The following is a 15,253-nucleotide window of genomic DNA, read 5'->3' on the forward strand; positions in this document are numbered from 1 at the left end:
CGTGACTCCTTCAGCGGTTGGAGACGCCCCAGAGGGCGAACAGGTAGCGGCGCACGGCGAAGATGAAGACCACCGAGGGGACGATCAGGACGAAGCCGCCGGCAAAGCGATAGTGCAGGGGAGACTCCGCCAGCACGGTGAGGAGATAGGCGGTCAGCGTCCGGTTCCTCACCGTCAGCACCGAGGCCGCGAACACCTCGTTCCAAGAGATGACGAAGGCGAAGATCGCCGCCGCCGCGAGGCCCGGCAGGGCGAGCGGCAGCACCACGCGCATGAAGGCCTGCAGGCGCGAGCAGCCGAACACCCAGGCCGCCTCCTCGAGTTCGCGCGGGATTCCGGCGAACAGCCCGGCGGTGACCAGGGCCGCGAAGGGAAGCGCCAGGGCGGTGTGCACCAGCGCGACCCCGAACGGCGTGTCGTACAGGCCCGCCCGGATGAACACGACCGTCAGCGGAAGCGCCAGGATGGCGAGCGGGAAGGCGCGCGTCAGCAGCACCATCAGCCGGAACGCGCCCGCGCCGCGAAAGCGATAGCGGGCGAGGGCGTAGCCCGCCGGCGCGCCGAGCAACAGCGACAACGCCATGGTGAGCGAGGCGGCGATGACGGAATTCAGCGCCGCGTTCCACACGCCCTCGATGCGCAGGAACGTCGCGAGCTGTTCGAGGGAGGCGTTGACCAGCGTGAACGCCTTCGGCCAGCGGAAGGCGGCGGCCCGCCCGCCGAACGCGCCGAGCGCGATGAGGTAGATCGGCACGAGCACCCAGGCGCACAGCGCCGCGACGCCCGACCAGAACATCAGCCTGCGCGCGCCGGTCATGGCTGCGTCTCCGGTCGCGTGCGCAGCGCGTAGAGGTAAACCACCGTCGCCGCCAGCGAGATCACCATGACGAGCACCGCGTAGGCGGCGGCGACGCCGTAGTTCTGGTTCTCGTACTGCCAGGCATAGGCCTCCCCCACGAGCACCGGCATGTTGCGCCCGCCGAGCGCGTAAACGACGGCGAAGACCTCGAAGGCGAGCACCGTCCGCAGGATCAGCGCCGACTGGATGCTCGGCTTCAGCAAGGGCAGGGTGATGAGCCGGAACGCCGTCCAGGACCGCGCGCCGAACACTTCCGCCGCCTCCGAGTACTCCTTCGGGATCAGCTGGAAGCCGGCCACCAGGACGATGAGCACGACCGCCGTCGCGCGCCAGATTTCCGCCAGGACGATGCCGACGAACAGCGTCACCGGCGTCTCCGCGTTGAGCCAGGGCGTGGGACCGTCGAGCAGGCCGAGCTGGAACAGGACGGTGTTGAGGTAGCCGGAGTTCTGCAGGAGGGCGAGCCAGACGAGACCCGCCGCGAGGTCCGACACCCCGAGCGGGATCGTCCAGATCCACAGGACGATGTCGCGCCCGGTGCTCATTTTCTGCAGCATCACCGCCATGCCCATCGCCAGCGCGAGCTGGATGGGCACGACGACGCCGACGAGCAGGAACGTGTTGCGGATGGCGAGCGTGAAGTTCAGGTCGCCCGCCATCTTGCGGTAGTTGGCCAGGTGGTCCGGCGTGCCGCCTCCGTCGAAGGAGAGCAGAATCGTCTGGACCAGCGGCACGATGAACAGCGCGGCGAGGAACAGCGCCGCGGGTGCGATCAGGGCGTAGGGGATCCACCGCGGCGCGGTCATCGCGATGCGCTCACTTCACCGGGCAGGGGCCGGTGCTGGGCTCGTCCGGCGCCCAGCACGGCGCCTTGGTGGCGTCGATGAGGCCGCGCATCACCTCGGCCTGGGCATCGAGCACGGGACGGATGGGCTCGTTGCGCAGCACGATGCGCTGGAACGTGTCGAAATAGACCTTGTTGAACTCGCCCCCCTTGTCGCCGAGGCCGATCGGCAGCAGCGCGACAAGCGCGTCCTTCGCCGTCTGCGTGCGCGCGACGCCTTCGGCGAGCAGCTTCACGCCCGGCGACAGGTCGGCGGGCAGCTTCGCGTCGACCACCGGGAAGAAGCCGACTTCGGCCGCGGTGATCACCTGGGTCTCGGGCTTGGTGAGGTGCTCGATGAGAGCCACCGCGCCGGCCCGGTCCGGGGCGCCCTTCGGGATGGCGAGGCCGGCGACGACCGGCATGTAGGCGCGCCCCTTCGGCCCGGCCGGCGGCGCCACGACGACGTAGTCGTTCGGAGCCTGCTGGAGGGCGTCCTTGACGCGGGCGACGTGATCCCACGCGACCCACACTTCGCCCGCCATCAGCGGCTCCTGCATGAAGTCGTAGCTGGAAGCGTTCGGATTCACGCCGGCCCACACGGCCTTGAAGTCGCCCCACATCGTCTCAGCCGCGGCCGAGCGGAACTCGGTGACCATGGACTTCGTGTAGGAGGGCAGGAGGTTGCCCTGGAGGAAGCGGGCGAAGAGCCCCTTGGGACCCGCGGGGAAGCCGAGCTTGCGGCTGCCGGTCTTCTCGGCCAGCGCCTTGCCCCACTCCGCGAGCTGCGCATAGGTCAGCGCGTTCACGTCGGCCCCCGCCGGCAGATAGGGCAGGGCCTTCTTGTTGACGACCATGACATAGGTCGCCTGCATCCACGGGATGTAGACCTGCTTGCCCGAGCCGAGCTTGCCGAGCTCCATCAATCCCGCGGGAATGCCGCGCGAGGCGACCTTGGCGGCCACGTCGTCGATCGGGTCGAGGGCGTTGAAGGTCAACAGAGGCTGCAGCTCTCCGTGCAGCGCCCCGACGAGGCTCACGGTCTTCTTGCCCGCTTCCTGCTCGGCGCGCATGCGGACGGTGAAGGGGGAGGGCTCATCGACCACGTAGGTCGTCTTCGGCGCGCCCTTCAGGATGACTTCGCGCACCTTCTGCGCCTCTTCGATCGGGCGCAGCTGCGTCGACAGGAACACGAGATCCTGCGCCCGCGCAGCGGAGGCGGTCAGGAGGCCTGCCGCGGCCAGCGCCAGCGCGCCAGCAAATAAAGGCTTCGTCATGAATTCCCTCCATATCCGGCTTGTTCGAGACTCCCGTGACGCGCCGGCCGCGCCACCGGGTCCGCCGCTCAGCGCGGCGGCGCAACGGACCCGCGCGGAACCGCGCGGATCGGAATAATGGCTTGCATGGTGTCGTCTGGCGGCGCGCCGCCGATGCGGGCGAGCAGCATCCGGGCGAGGAGATCGCCCGTCTCCGCCAGCGGAAGCTCCATGGTCGACAGCGGCGGATCGGAATACGCCCCGGCGGGAAGATTGTCGTGCCCGACCACCGAAAGGTCGGCCGGGACCGAAAGCCCGCGTTCACGCGCGGCTCGCAGCACGCCCAGCGCCATCCTGTCCGTGGCGCAGAGGATGGCGGTCGGGGGCGCGGCCCCCGCCAACAGCTCCGAGCAGGCCGCGCGCGCCGCCTGCTCGTCCGCGTCGCATTCGACGACCTGTCGCGGCAGTCCCAGCTCGTCCATGGCGCGCTCGTAGCCGGCGCGACGCAGGGTGGCGTAGGTCAGGGCGGCCGGCGCGGCCAGATGCGCGATGTGTCGATGGCCGAGCGCCGCGAGGTCGCGGGTCGCGGCCGCGAACGCGGCCTCGCCGTCGCCGTCCACGAAGGGGTAGAGGCCGGGCGTGTCCGAGCGTCCCATCACGACGAAGGGCATCTTCGTGCCGAGCAGATAGGCGATGCGCGGGTCCTGCCGGCGCGTGCGGACGACGATGAGCCCATCCGCCCTGCGGCCTTCGACCAGCCGCCGGTAAGTCTTCATTTCGTCCGGACCAGGAGGCGCGGCGAGAAGGGTGAGGTCGTAGCCGCGCTCGGCGAAGCGCTCGCCCATCACCGACATCAGTTCGAGGTAGAGCGGCTCGTCGAAGCGTCCGGGACCGGTGGGAAGCACCAGCGACACCACTTCCGTGCTGCCCCGCCGCAAGCGCCTCGCGGCCGCGTTGGGGCGGTACTGCATCGCCTCGGCCGCCGCCATGACCCGGTCCCGCGTCGCGGGGGCCACGTCGCCATACCCGTCCAGCGCCCGCGAGACGGTCGTAATCGAAAGATTGAGGGTCGCGGCGAGCAGCTTGAGCGACACGGACCGGTCTCCAAAACGTTTTGGATTATACGCAGGAGCAGATTTCGGTCAACCGGGCTCGGCCGAAGCGTTCCAAGGCACGACTCCACCAGCACGCTCATCGCCGCAGTGATCGTAATCTCCGACCGGTCGCGCGGCCCTTCACCGCCGCGCGGGAGTCAATCCCGTTCGGACTCGCTCGCATCCTCCGCGAACCTGTAGCCCACGCCGGGCTCGGTCAGGATCAGCGCGGGGGCGGAGGGCTCGCGCTCGATCTTCTGGCGCAACTGTCCCACGAATACGCGCAGATACTGCGTGTCGTTGACGTGGGCGGGTCCCCACACCGCGGACAGGATCTGCCTGTGCGTCATCACGCGCCCGGCATGGCGCATCAGCAAGGCGAGAAGATCGAACTCCGTCGGGGTCAGATGCACGGGCTCGCCGCCGCGTGTGACGCGGCGGGTGGCCGCGTCGAGCGAAAGCTCTCCCACGCGCAGCTTCTCGGGCTCGGCGAGCGGTCCGGGCCGTTGCCGCAGCGCGACGCGCAACCGCGCCAGCAGCTCGCCGATGCCGAAGGGCTTGTTGACGAAGTCGTTCGCGCCGAGGTCGAGCGCGGCGATCTTCTCGGCTTCCCGGTCGCGCGCCGAGAGCACGACGATGGGCGTGTCGCTGGCGGGCCGCAACGCCGCGATCACGTCCTTGCCGTCCATGTCGGGGAGCCCGAGATCGAGGATGATCGCGGCCGGCGCGAGCCGCGTGGCAAGCCGTAGCGCTTCCGCCCCCGTCGCGGCCATCGTCACGCGATAGCCGGCGGCGGTGAGCGCGGGCTTGAGGAAGCGCTGGATCTGCGGCTCGTCGTCCACCACGAGCAAGAGCGGCGCGCTGGGCACTGTCATTCCTGGCCTCCCGGGACGACTGCCGCGCCCGGCAGGCGGATTTCGAAACAGGCGCCGCGCCCGTCCGCCACGGGGCTGCGCAGCGTCAGCGCGCCGCCCGTCGCCACGACCATTCCGCGCGCCACCGCGAGCCCGAGACCGGTTCCTTCGCCGCGACCCGTTTCGCGCGTTCCGCGCCGGAATTTCTCGAAGATCGCCGCCTGTTCCGACGACGGCACGCCCGGGCCATCGTCGGAGACGGCGAGCAGGAGGGCGTCCTGCTCCACCCACGCCCGCAGGCGCACGACGCCTCCGCCGCCGTGGATGGCGGCGTTGTCGAGCAGGTTGAACAGCGTCTGTCCGAGCAGCGTTTCATCGACCCGGACCAGCGCCGGCGCGTCACGCCGCTCGGTCTCGACCCGCAAGCCCGGATGCGCGCGGCGCGCGCGCTCGCATGCCGCGCGCAGGACGTCGTCGAGATCGACCCAGTCCGGCCGCACCACGAGCGCGCCGGCCTCGACGCGCGTCATGTCGAGCAGCGAGGCGACGAGGCGCGACAGACGCCCCGCCTCGTCCTCGATCGAGGCGAGCAGGTCGTCGCGCGCCACCGGCGGCATGGCGGGGCCAAGTTCGCGCAGGCTCGTGGCGGCGCCCAGGATGACCGCCAGCGGTGTGCGCAGGTCGTGGGACACCGAGGAGAGCACGGCGTTGCGAAGTCGCTCTTCCTCCGCCGCGCCGCGCGCGCGGGCCGCCGCCTCCTCGTGGGCAAGTCGCGACAGAACGCTTTCGGTCTGGCGGACGATGCCCATCAGCGCGGGCTCCGTTTCCTCGCCGCCCGACGGCGGCCGCTCGACGCCGACCACGGCGACGAGCCGGCCGGCGGCGCGCACGGGGTGGAATTCGCAGCGCTGCTCGTCGCTCGGCTCGGCCGGTCGGCGCGCGATATTGCCGCTGCGTGCGGCGATGCCGGCGGCGAGCCAGTCGCCATGGCGCAGCGTCATCGTGGCGGGCGATGCGTGCAGCACGCGTTCGCCGGAGGGCGACAACGCCGCCGCGCCGGCTCCGAGCGCTCGGGCGATCTCCTCGACGCAAGCGGCCAGCGCGTCCTCGACCCCGCGACAGCCGGCAAGCCGGGTCGAATAGTCGGAGAGGGACTGCACGAGGGCGGCGCGTCGGCGCGCCGCGTCCGCCTGCTGGCGCATGCGCCCCGCGACGCTCCCCGTCACCACCGCCGCGACGAGGAACACGCCGAGCGCGAACACCTCCGAGGGGTCGGCGATCAGGAAGGTGTAGAGCGGGGGAATAAAGAAGAAATTGAATGCCAGCGACGCGAGCAGCGCCGCGGCGACGCCGGCCACAACGCCGTGCGCGGCCGCAGCCAAAAGCACCGCCACCAGGAAGACGAGCTGGATGCTCGAGATGGGCAGCGCCCCCGCCAGCAAGGCGCCCAGGCCCACCGCCCCGGCGACCACGACGAACACCGTGACGGCCGGCGGCGCGCGCCGGCCACGAAGGGCGGGCGCCGGCGTCTCGGCGCGCGGCGGGGACTGGGCCATGTCATCACGCTAGCTCGCCTCGGGGCCCGCGCGAAGCTCCCGGCCCGCTTCGGGGTCGATCCTTATGGAATCCTTATGACCGGCGATCGCCTTCCGCATCGCTTCCTGATGTCGGCGGCGCGACAACAAGCAGGCCCGCCAGACGGGCGGCCGGACCACGACCATGACCGCGCATACGCCCACGCTCGCCGCCACGCCCGCCCATCAGGCTGCGGGAACCCTGCCACGCTCGCGCTTCCTCACGCTCGCGCTGGGCAGCATCGGCGTCGTCTACGGCGATATCGGCACCAGCCCGCTCTACGCGGTGAAGGAGTCGGTGACGGCGGCGGCCGGCGGGGCGACGCCGACGCCCGAGATCGTCCTCGGCGTACTGTCGCTGATCCTGTGGGCCCTGGTCGTCGTCGTGACGCTGAAATACGTCGTGCTGATGCTGCAGGCGGACAATCATGGGGAAGGCGGCACGCTCACGCTGATGGCGCTCGCGCAAAAGGCTGTGGGGCACGGCGTCGCCATCATCCCGGTTCTCGGCATCGCCGGCGCGGCGCTGTTCTACGGCGACGCGATGATCACGCCGGCCATCTCGGTGCTTTCGGCGGTGGAAGGGCTGAACCTCGTCACGCCGGCCTTCGGAACGCTCGTGGTCCCGGTGAGCATCGCGATCCTGATCGCGCTTTTCGCGGTGCAAAGCCGGGGCACTGCAAGCGTCGCGGTGTGGTTCGGGCCGATCACGCTCGTCTGGTTCGTGGCGCTGGCGGCCGGCGGCGTGGCGCAGATCGCAGCCGAGCCCGGCATCCTCGCCGCCGTCAATCCGCTCCACGGCGCGCGCTTCCTGCGCGAGCATGGGCTTGCCGGCCTCGTCGCGCTCGGCGCGGTGTTCCTGGCCGTGACGGGCGCGGAAGCGCTCTATGCCGATCTCGGCCATTTCGGGCGTGGCCCGATTCGGGCCGCGTGGCTGGCGGTCGTCTTTCCCGCGCTCGTCCTCAACTATCTCGGCCAGGGCGCGCTGCTGATCGTCCGACCGGAGGCTTTGGAAAACCCGTTCTTCCGGCTTTACCCCGAGTGGGCGCTGCTGCCGATGGTCGCCATCGCGACGGTCGCGACCATCATCGCCAGCCAGGCCGTCATCACCGGCGCGTTCTCGATGACGCAGCAGGCCATGCAGCTTGGCCTGCTGCCGCGCCTCGAGGTGCGGCGGACCTCCGAAACCGAGAAGGGCCAGATCTACATCCCGCGCGTCAATATCGGCCTTTTGCTCGCCGTGCTCTTCCTGGTCCAGGCGTTCCGGACATCGAGCGGGCTCGCCGCCGCCTACGGAATCGCGGTCACCGGCACGATGGTGGTGACGGCGCTGCTCGCCTTCGTGGTGGTGTGGCGGGTGTGGGGCTGGCCGCGCTGGGCGGCGGCGACGCTGATCCTGCCTTTCCTCGTGGTCGATGCGCTGTTTCTGGGCGCCAACACGCTGAAAATCGCGGAAGGCGGCTGGCTGCCGCTCGTCGTCGGCGGCGTGCTGCTGGTCGTCATGCTGACGTGGCGTCGCGGCACCCACCTGCTGGCGGAGCGCGCCATTCATGGGGACGTGCCGCTCGCCGGCTTCGTCGCCGCGGCGGAACGCGGTTCGGCCGAGCGCGTGCCCGGAACGGCTGTGTTTCTCACCGGGCAGCCGGACAACACGCCGACCGCGCTGCTGCACAATCTCAAGCACAACCGCGTCCTGCACGCCCGCAACGTCGTGCTGGCCGTGGAGACCGCCGACGCCCCGCGCGTCGACCCCGCCGACCGCGCGACCGTGACGCCCATCTCGGAGAGCTTCACCGTCGTGCGCCTCGTGTTCGGCTACATGGAGGCCCCCGATGTCGTGCGGGCGCTCGCCGAATGCCGCCCCCTCGGCCTCGACATCGACCTGATGCAGACCTCGTTCTTCCTGTCGCGGCGCAAGCTCAAGCCCTCCACCCGCTCGCCCATGCCGCGCTGGCAGGACAAGCTCTTTATCGCCCTCAGCCGGCGCGCCGACGACGCTTCCGCCTGGTTCGGCATCCCCACCGGCCGGGTGGTGGAGATCGGAACTCAGATCGTCATCTAGCGATCGCATCCGGCGGCGGCCCGGATTCCGCGTTTCGTTGCTGAACGCCGCGTCACCACGGCCAGAGGGACGGCAGCCGGCGCAGTGCGTTGAACATCGTCGCCATCTCGAAACTCACCAGGAAGGCGAACGCATAGAATGCGCTGGGATGGCGCGCCTCCACCCAGAACACGAAACGCCAGGCGGGCTTCAACGGCCGCCGCGCCGCGAACACCAGCGCGGCCGCAAGCGCGCCGATGAGCGCGCCGGCCGCCGTATCCAAGGGATAATGCAGGCCGAGATAGACGCGCGGTATGGACACCACGATCAGCGCCCAGGCGAGCAGCATCCAACCCGTCCCACGGAAGCGGGCGAGCACCGCGACCCCCAGCGCGAAAGCCAGCGCGGCATGGTCGCTCGGAAAGGAACTCCAGTCCTGGAGGGCTTCGCCGGACACTCCGTACGGCAGGACGAACCCCAGCGAGGAATCATGCATCGGACGCGGGCGCGCGGGTCCGAAGTTCTGGACCATACGGGAGAGAACGAGCGCGACGAAGGCGGCCGACCAGGCTTCGAGCACCGCCACGCGGGCCGCCGGCCAAGGTTCGAAGGGACGCTCAGAAACCGGAGCGCCCTGAGGTTTGCGAAACCACAGGCCCCAGAGCGCCATGACCATCGGCGTCAGCTTGATCAGGTTGGAGGTCAGCAAGACCACGAAGCGGTCGAAGCGGCTCGAGGCGCGCGCGAAACTATTGACGGCGTGAGTGAGAGCAACGTCCAGCCCGGCAACATCCACAGCGACAACTCCGCCATTTCCAGCGTCAACGCAGGCGCACGCGCGCGGGTTGCGTCGGCGGATCGGATGGCGAATGGACCAGGAGCACTTCAAGGCATGAGGAGCGAGCGCGGGATCCCTTGGCGTTGCGGCGAACCCTCAGATGAAAACAGCACTCGCCGCCGCGCTTTCGCTCGGCAGGCAAGATGCTGATTTTCCTTGGAAAAAATGGTCGGAGTGGCGGGATTCGAACCCACGACCCCTAGTCCCCCAGACTAGTGCGCTAACCGGGCTGCGCTACACTCCGACTGGCGAGGCTTATAAGCGGGAGGGGGAGGCTTCGCAACCGGTTCGACGCGGCCGCGGGCGGATTCTTTCGCCGCCTGGCGGACGTGCTCACGCCTCCGGGTCGGGGCGCTCCATCCAGCGGATGAGCGGCATCAGCGGCAGGATCCAGGCGAGCCCGCCGACGACATAGAACAGGCCCTGGGCGAGCTTGGAGGCGTCCTGCACCGTGCCCTGGGCCAAGGCCATGAGCGCGAGGGCGTAGACCACGACGAAGACGATCATGGCGACGGCGCCGATGAGCTTGCGGGTGCGGCGGGGCAGGGGCATGCGGTCCTGGCGGGTTCCGGTCTGCGGGATCTCGCCACGGGGACATTGTCGCCCGGGCGCGGCGGGACTATGTGTCGCCCGGGGTTTTCGTTCAAGCGCCGCCCTCGCGCGGCTTCGGGACCGGCATGGCATTCGCTCTCAACACGTCCACGTCGCGCGCGCCGGCGACGTCCTCCGCACGCGGCATCGCGGGCGTTCGCGTCTGGCTGTGGGCGCTGGCGGCGCTGGTGTTCTGCATGGTCGTGGTCGGCGGCGCGACGCGCATGACCGGATCGGGCCTGTCGATCACCGAATGGCGGCCGGTGATGGGCGCGATCCCGCCGCTCGACGCGGCGGACTGGGCGGCGGAGTTCGCGAAATATCGCGAGAGCCCGCAATACCAGATCCAGAACAGCGGCATGACGCTGGGCGAGTTCAAGGCGATCTACTGGTGGGAATGGTCGCACCGGCAGCTCGGCCGGCTGGTGGGGCTCGCCTTCGGCGTCGGCTTCCTCGTCTTCGCCGCAACGGGTGCGCTGCGGGGGCGGCTGATGGCGCGCGTTCTGCTGCTGGGAACGCTCGGCGGCCTGCAGGGCGCGATCGGCTGGATCATGGTCGCGTCCGGCCTGAAGCCGGGCATGACGGCCGTCGAGCCGGTGAAGCTGATGCTGCACCTGACGACCGCCAGCGTGATCTTCGCGGGCCTGGTCGCCGTCGCCACGGGGCTCGGCCGCGCGGCGCGCGAGCCCGACGCCGCGCCGGAAGGCGCGCGGTCGGCGTTCTGGCTGATGGCCCTGGTGCTGGCGCAGATCGCGCTTGGCGCGCTCGTGGCCGGCTCGCATGCCGGGCTCGTCTACAACACGTGGCCGCTGATCGACGGCGCGTTCGTGCCGCCGCTCTCGGGCCTGATGTTCGGAACGCCCTGGTACGAGAACTTCGTCGATAACCACCTGACGGTGCAGTTCCAGCACCGCATGGTGGCCTACGCGGTGCTGGCTGTGGCGCTGTGGCAGGCATGGTCGCTGCGCGCCAGCGCGCCGGGGACGAGCGCGGCGCGCCGTGCGACCGCCTTGGCGGGGCTGGTTGCGGCGCAGGCCGCGATCGGCATCTGGACGCTGCTGGCGCAGGCGCCGCTGGCGCTCGGCCTGCTGCACCAGGCCTTCGCCATGGTCGTGCTGGGAATGGCGGCGGCGCACTGGCGCTTGCGCGCCGCCGGACACTGAAACGCGCGGGAGCCGGCGAGACCGGCCCCCCCCCCTCAATTCACTCACCCGACGGCGAGCGCCTCGTCGAGGTCGGCGATGATGTCGGCGACGTCCTCCAGGCCGATCGACAGGCGCACCACCTCCGGCCCCGCGCCGGCCTGCGCCTGCTGCTCGGGCGTGAGCTGGCGGTGCGTGGTCGAGGCGGGGTGGATCACCAGCGAGCGCGTGTCGCCGATATTGGCGAGGTGCGAGAACAGCTTGAGGTTGGACACCAGCTTGACGCCGGCCTCGTAGCCGCCCTTGAGGCCGAAGGTGAACACCGCGCCCGCGCCCTTGGGCGTGTAGCGTTGGGCGAGCGCGTAGTACTTATCGCCCTCCAGGCCGGGATAGCTGACCCACGCCACCTTCGGGTGCTTGGCGAGGTGGCGCGCCACCGCGAGCGTGGAGTCGGAATGGCGCTGCATGCGCAGCGGCAGCGTCTCGATTCCGGTCAGCAGCATGAAGGCGTTGAACGGCGAGAGGGCCGGGCCGAGGTCGCGCAGGCCGAGCACGCGGCAGGCGATGGCGAAGCCGAAATTGCCGAACGTCTCGCCCAGCACCATGCCGCCATACTCCGGGCGGGGCTGCGACAGCATCGGGTAGCGGCCGGACTTCATGAAGTCGAAGCTGCCGCCGTCGACGATCAGGCCGCCGATGGAGTTGCCGTGCCCGCCGAGGAACTTGGTGGCCGAGTGGACGATGATGTCGGCGCCGTGCTCGAAGGGCTTGATCAGGTAGGGCGTCGCCATGGTGTTGTCGACGATCAGCGGCACGCCGGCCTTGTGGGCGATGTCGGCGATGGCGCGGATGTCGACGATGACGCCGCCGGGATTGGCGATCGACTCGATGAAGATCGCCTTGGTCTTGTCGGAGACGGCCGCCTCGAAGGTGGAGAGGTCGTCCGGGTCGGCCCACTTCACCCGCCAGTCGAAGTTCTTGTAGCTGTGGTTGAACTGGTTGATCGAGCCGCCGTAGAGCTTCTTGGAGGCGATGAATTCGTCGCCCGGCTGCAGCAGCGTGTGGAAGCACAGGAACTCGGCCGCGTGACCTGAGGCCACTGCCAGAGCCGCCGTGCCGCCCTCGAGCGCCGCGACGCGCTCCTCAAGCACCGCGTTGGTCGGATTGCCGAGGCGGGAATAGATGTTGCCGAAGGCCTGGAGGCCGAACAGCGACGCGGCGTGGTCGACATCGTCGAACACGAAGCTGGTCGTCTGGTAGATCGGCGTCGCCCGCGCGCCGGTCGCGGGGTCCGGCTGGGCGCCGGCGTGAATAGCCAGGGTGGCGAAGCCGGGGGCTCTCGTGTCGGACATGGCGATCCTCTGCTGTTCTGGATATGGAATGCTGCGTTCTTTTTATCGAACGTCAGCGAGGCGGTCAACGCGCGGTCCGCTACCTCCGCGCGCCGAACGGATTGACGCCGGGCGTCAGGCTCAGGCTGCGCTTCTGGACGCCCTTCTCGGCCATCACCGGCTTTTTCGACGACAGGATGCGCGAGTTGATGCCCTGCCAGCCGATCTCGCCGGAGAGGCGGCCATATTCGATCTTCGGGCAGCGGTTCATGATGACGGTGACACCTTTCGCCTCGGCGCGCGCGGCGGCCTCGTCGTTGCGCACCGAGAGCTGCATCCAGATGACGCGCGGCAGCGGGTCGAGGGCCAGCGCCTCGTCGGTGATCGGGCCGGCGGCGGTCGAATTGCGGAAGATCTCCACCATGTCGAGCGGGAACGGGATGTCCTTCAGGCTGGCGTAGACCTTCATGCCCAGGATCTCTTGCCTGGCCAGTCCTGGGTTGACGGGCACGAGCGTAAAGCCGCGCTCGCTCAGATATTTCAGCACGATGTAGCTCGGCCGCGCCGGGTTGTTGGACGCGCCGACCAAGGCGATGGTCTTCACGCCGTTGAGGATCGAGCGGATCAGGTCGTCGGGATAGGACTCGTGGTTCATTCCGGTCTTCCGGGCGCGGCGGAAGCTCCGCCTCGCACGCCTTTGCAGTGGGACCGGGGACAATGCCGCCGGTGTCAGAGGCACGATAGAGGCCGGGCCGGCGGCCGGGTCAAGAGCGCGGCGGCCGGCCGGACGCCGCAACGTGCGCAATGTCAGTCGCGCCAGCGCGGCGGGCGCTTCTCGATGAAGGCGCCGATGCCCTCTTCCGCGTCGCGCGCCAGCATGTTCTCCACCATCACCGACGCCGCGTAGTCGTAGGCCTCCGCGAGCCCCATCTCGCGCTGGCGGTAGAACGCCTCCTTGCCGATCTTCAGCGTCGCGGCGGATTTGGACGCGACGAGGGTGGCGAGGCGGCGCGCCTCGCGCATCGCCTGCCCGCGCGGGACGACGCGGTTGACCAGCCCCATGCGCAGCGCGTGCTCGGCCGGCACGGTCTCGCCGGTCAGCAGCATCTCCATGGCGTGCTTCGGGGCGACATTGCGCGACAGCGCCACCATGGGCGTGGAGCAGAACAGGCCGATATGAACGCCCGGCGTGCAGAACGACGCCTTGTCGCCGGCGACGGCGAGGTCGCAGGCGGCCACGAGCTGGCATCCGGCGGCGCTGGCGAGCCCTTCCACGGCGGCGATCACCGGCTGCGGCAGGCGCACGACGGCCTGCATCATGGCCGAGCACCGCGCCAGCACGTCCGCGTAATAGGCGCGGCCGCGGTCGGGGTCGGCGCGGCGCGCCGTCATTTCCTTGAGGTCGTGACCGGCGCAGAACACCGGGCCGGGCGCGGCGGCGACGATCACCGCGCGCACCGCGCGGTCCGCGGCGATGGAGGCCAATTCGGCGGCGAGCGCGTCGATCAGCGCTTCCGACAGCGCGTTGCGGGCCTGCGGCCGGTCCAGGGTCAGCGTGGCGATGCCGCCGTGGTCCTCGCGCAGCAGCACGGGGCGATCCTGGGGGGGCGCGGCCTCGGCGGACATCGGAGTTCTCCAGATCGCGATGTGGCGAACGTTTCGCCCGCCATGATAAGCGAGGCGCGCGACGTGGTGAAACCCGCCCGACGGCGGAGCTGGGAAGGAGACGACGCATGGACGCGACCGGCGCGCCGGTGATGACGGTGGAGGAGATCGAAGGGTTCCTCGACCGCGAGTTCCCGGAGATCCGCACGCACGGGCGCATCTATGAGGTCGAGCGGGTCGGGCCGCTCTCGGCGCGCATGCGGATGCAGTATCACCCCAGCCAGTTGCGGCCGGGCGGCACCATTTCCGGGCCCGCCATGATGGCGCTGGCGGACCTCGCCCTTTATGTCGCGGTGCTCGGGGCCATCGGTCCGGTGGGCCTGGCGGTGACGACCAACCTCAACATCAACTTCCTGCGCAAGCCCGAAAAGCGCGCGCTGATCGCCGACTGCCGGCTGCTCAAGCTCGGCAAACGGCTGGCGGTGGGGGAGGTCGACCTGCGCTCCGAGGGAGAAGACGACCTCGTCGCCCATGTTACCGCAACCTACTCGATCCCGCCCCGTTAGGCGGTAATATCGCACCTTTGTTGCGGTTTCATAATACCACATCCAGTATATCATTGAAATTACATGGTTTTTATCGCCTAACGCCTGATTGGAGGTTGTTGACGGCGGCCGGTCGCTCGTATATTCAGCCGTCATCGAGCGGGGGAGGCGTGAGCGTCGCCCGCCTCCACGCGCCGGCGCGGCCTTCCGCCCGCCGGCCTTATCTGGAAATCGATCCATGAAGACCTATTCGGCCAAGCCTGCCGAGGTCGACAAGAAGTGGGTGATCATCGACGCGAAGGGGCTGGTCGTCGGCCGTCTCGCGTCGCTGGTGGCTATGCGCCTTCGTGGCAAGCACAAGCCGACCTTCACGCCTCATGTCGATTGCGGCGACAACGTCATCGTCATCAACGCCGACAAGGTGGTGCTCACCGGCCGCAAGCGCGACCAGAAGGTGTACTACCACCACACCGGTTACCCGGGCGGCATCAAGGAGCGGTCCGCCAAGGCCATCCTCGAAGGGCGCTTCCCGGAGCGCATCGTCGAGAAGGCCGTCGAGCGCATGCTCCCGCGCGGCCCGCTCGGCCGCCAGCAGCTCAGCAACCTGCGTGTCTACAAGGGCGCGGACCATCCGCATGAGGCCCAGCAGCCGCAGCCGCTCGATATCGCGGCCATGAACCGCAAGAACGTGGGAGCCTGA

Annotated in this window: 15 protein-coding genes and 1 tRNA gene; 4 read left to right on the forward strand and 12 right to left on the reverse strand. The window is 69.6% G+C overall.

Annotation, left to right across the window (positions count from 1 at the left end; all coding sequences use genetic code 11):
* Positions 1-10 precede the first annotated feature (10 nt).
* The 6 genes from NK718_RS11360 to NK718_RS11385 form a co-directional block, all read right to left on the reverse strand.
* Positions 11-817, reverse strand: a complete 807-nt coding sequence (locus tag NK718_RS11360) for a carbohydrate ABC transporter permease (protein ID WP_254741975.1) — start codon at positions 815-817, stop codon at positions 11-13.
* Positions 814-1,665, reverse strand: a complete 852-nt coding sequence (locus tag NK718_RS11365; protein ID WP_254741978.1) for a carbohydrate ABC transporter permease — start codon at positions 1,663-1,665, stop codon at positions 814-816. The genes NK718_RS11360 and NK718_RS11365 overlap by 4 nt, the downstream gene beginning before the upstream one ends.
* Positions 1,666-1,675: 10 nt before the next feature.
* Positions 1,676-2,959, reverse strand: a complete 1,284-nt coding sequence (locus NK718_RS11370; protein WP_254741981.1) for an ABC transporter substrate-binding protein — start codon at positions 2,957-2,959, stop codon at positions 1,676-1,678.
* Positions 2,960-3,027: 68 nt separating this feature from the next.
* Positions 3,028-4,032 (reverse strand): LacI family DNA-binding transcriptional regulator, encoded by a 1,005-nt coding sequence (locus NK718_RS11375; RefSeq protein ID WP_254741984.1) that lies wholly within the window; start codon positions 4,030-4,032, stop codon positions 3,028-3,030.
* Between the two features lie 158 nt (positions 4,033-4,190).
* Complete coding sequence (locus NK718_RS11380; RefSeq protein ID WP_254741987.1) at positions 4,191-4,907, reverse strand: response regulator; 717 nt, start codon at positions 4,905-4,907, stop codon at positions 4,191-4,193.
* On the reverse strand, positions 4,904-6,442 hold the full coding sequence (locus NK718_RS11385; protein WP_254741990.1) for a sensor histidine kinase: 1,539 nt from the start codon (positions 6,440-6,442) through the stop codon (positions 4,904-4,906). Before NK718_RS11385 ends, NK718_RS11380 begins: the two co-directional genes overlap by 4 nt.
* 163 nt (positions 6,443-6,605) lie before the next feature.
* Between NK718_RS11385 and NK718_RS11390 the strand changes: the two genes are divergently transcribed.
* Positions 6,606-8,522 carry a potassium transporter Kup gene (locus tag NK718_RS11390; protein WP_254741993.1) on the forward strand — a complete coding sequence of 639 codons (1,917 nt, stop codon included), beginning with the start codon at positions 6,606-6,608 and terminating at the stop codon, positions 8,520-8,522.
* A 52-nt stretch (positions 8,523-8,574) separates the two neighbouring features.
* Here the strand turns inward: NK718_RS11390 and NK718_RS21955 are convergent, their stop codons facing one another.
* The 3 genes from NK718_RS21955 to NK718_RS11405 form a co-directional block, all read right to left on the reverse strand.
* Positions 8,575-9,297: a phosphatase PAP2 family protein gene (locus tag NK718_RS21955; protein WP_254741996.1), complete on the reverse strand. Its 723-nt coding sequence runs from the start codon at positions 9,295-9,297 to the stop codon at positions 8,575-8,577.
* 208 nt (positions 9,298-9,505) lie between these two features.
* Positions 9,506-9,583 (reverse strand) — tRNA-Pro (locus NK718_RS11400).
* Positions 9,584-9,672: 89 nt separating this feature from the next.
* Positions 9,673-9,891 (reverse strand): DUF2842 domain-containing protein, encoded by a 219-nt coding sequence (locus NK718_RS11405; protein WP_371877269.1) that lies wholly within the window; start codon positions 9,889-9,891, stop codon positions 9,673-9,675.
* A gap of 125 nt (positions 9,892-10,016) precedes the next feature.
* Here NK718_RS11405 and NK718_RS11410 point away from each other — a divergent pair, with 125 nt between their 5' ends.
* Positions 10,017-11,093, forward strand: coding sequence for a COX15/CtaA family protein (locus tag NK718_RS11410; protein WP_254741999.1), 1,077 nt, complete (start codon positions 10,017-10,019; stop codon positions 11,091-11,093).
* Positions 11,094-11,137: 44 nt separating this feature from the next.
* On the opposite strand, the gene NK718_RS11415 is transcribed toward NK718_RS11410, so the two are convergent.
* The 3 genes from NK718_RS11415 to NK718_RS11425 all read right to left on the reverse strand — a co-directional run bounded on the left by NK718_RS11415 (position 11,138) and on the right by NK718_RS11425 (position 14,029).
* Entirely contained in the window at positions 11,138-12,424 is a 1,287-nt protein-coding gene (locus tag NK718_RS11415) for an O-acetylhomoserine aminocarboxypropyltransferase (RefSeq protein WP_254742002.1), read from the reverse strand.
* A 79-nt stretch (positions 12,425-12,503) separates the two neighbouring features.
* The gene (locus tag NK718_RS11420; RefSeq protein ID WP_254742005.1) at positions 12,504-13,058 is read right to left on the reverse strand and encodes a CoA-binding protein; all 555 of its coding nucleotides are present in this window, start codon (positions 13,056-13,058) and stop codon (positions 12,504-12,506) included.
* 152 nt (positions 13,059-13,210) lie between these two features.
* Positions 13,211-14,029: an enoyl-CoA hydratase gene (locus tag NK718_RS11425; RefSeq protein WP_254742008.1), complete on the reverse strand. Its 819-nt coding sequence runs from the start codon at positions 14,027-14,029 to the stop codon at positions 13,211-13,213.
* A 107-nt stretch (positions 14,030-14,136) separates the two neighbouring features.
* Here NK718_RS11425 and NK718_RS11430 point away from each other — a divergent pair, with 107 nt between their 5' ends.
* Positions 14,137-14,574 carry a PaaI family thioesterase gene (locus tag NK718_RS11430; RefSeq protein WP_254742011.1) on the forward strand — a complete coding sequence of 146 codons (438 nt, stop codon included), beginning with the start codon at positions 14,137-14,139 and terminating at the stop codon, positions 14,572-14,574.
* Between the two features lie 217 nt (positions 14,575-14,791).
* A complete protein-coding gene (rplM, locus tag NK718_RS11435) occupies positions 14,792-15,253 on the forward strand; it encodes a 50S ribosomal protein L13 (protein WP_254742014.1) in 462 nt (153 codons plus the stop codon).

The organism is Alsobacter ponti (assembly GCF_024294805.1).
Classification (GTDB): domain Bacteria; phylum Pseudomonadota; class Alphaproteobacteria; order Rhizobiales; family Beijerinckiaceae; genus Alsobacter; species Alsobacter ponti.

What these genes read in the sequence shown, in the direction of transcription:
- NK718_RS11385 (WP_254741990.1), bottom strand. Translation starts at nt 6,442, where the DNA reads ATGGCCCAGTCCCCGCCGCGCGCCGAGACGCCGGCGCCCGCCCTTCGT.
- NK718_RS11410 (WP_254741999.1), top strand. Translation starts at nt 10,017, where the DNA reads ATGGCATTCGCTCTCAACACGTCCACGTCGCGCGCGCCGGCGACGTCC.
- NK718_RS11420 (WP_254742005.1), bottom strand. Translation starts at nt 13,058, where the DNA reads ATGAACCACGAGTCCTATCCCGACGACCTGATCCGCTCGATCCTCAAC.
- NK718_RS11360 (WP_254741975.1), bottom strand. Translation starts at nt 817, where the DNA reads ATGACCGGCGCGCGCAGGCTGATGTTCTGGTCGGGCGTCGCGGCGCTG.
- NK718_RS11390 (WP_254741993.1), top strand. Translation starts at nt 6,606, where the DNA reads ATGACCGCGCATACGCCCACGCTCGCCGCCACGCCCGCCCATCAGGCT.
- NK718_RS11415 (WP_254742002.1), bottom strand. Translation starts at nt 12,424, where the DNA reads ATGTCCGACACGAGAGCCCCCGGCTTCGCCACCCTGGCTATTCACGCC.
- NK718_RS11430 (WP_254742011.1), top strand. Translation starts at nt 14,137, where the DNA reads ATGGACGCGACCGGCGCGCCGGTGATGACGGTGGAGGAGATCGAAGGG.
- NK718_RS11380 (WP_254741987.1), bottom strand. Translation starts at nt 4,907, where the DNA reads ATGACAGTGCCCAGCGCGCCGCTCTTGCTCGTGGTGGACGACGAGCCG.
- NK718_RS11425 (WP_254742008.1), bottom strand. Translation starts at nt 14,029, where the DNA reads ATGTCCGCCGAGGCCGCGCCCCCCCAGGATCGCCCCGTGCTGCTGCGC.
- NK718_RS11405 (WP_371877269.1), bottom strand. Translation starts at nt 9,891, where the DNA reads ATGCCCCTGCCCCGCCGCACCCGCAAGCTCATCGGCGCCGTCGCCATG.
- NK718_RS11365 (WP_254741978.1), bottom strand. Translation starts at nt 1,665, where the DNA reads ATGACCGCGCCGCGGTGGATCCCCTACGCCCTGATCGCACCCGCGGCG.
- NK718_RS11370 (WP_254741981.1), bottom strand. Translation starts at nt 2,959, where the DNA reads ATGACGAAGCCTTTATTTGCTGGCGCGCTGGCGCTGGCCGCGGCAGGC.
- rplM (WP_254742014.1), top strand. Translation starts at nt 14,792, where the DNA reads ATGAAGACCTATTCGGCCAAGCCTGCCGAGGTCGACAAGAAGTGGGTG.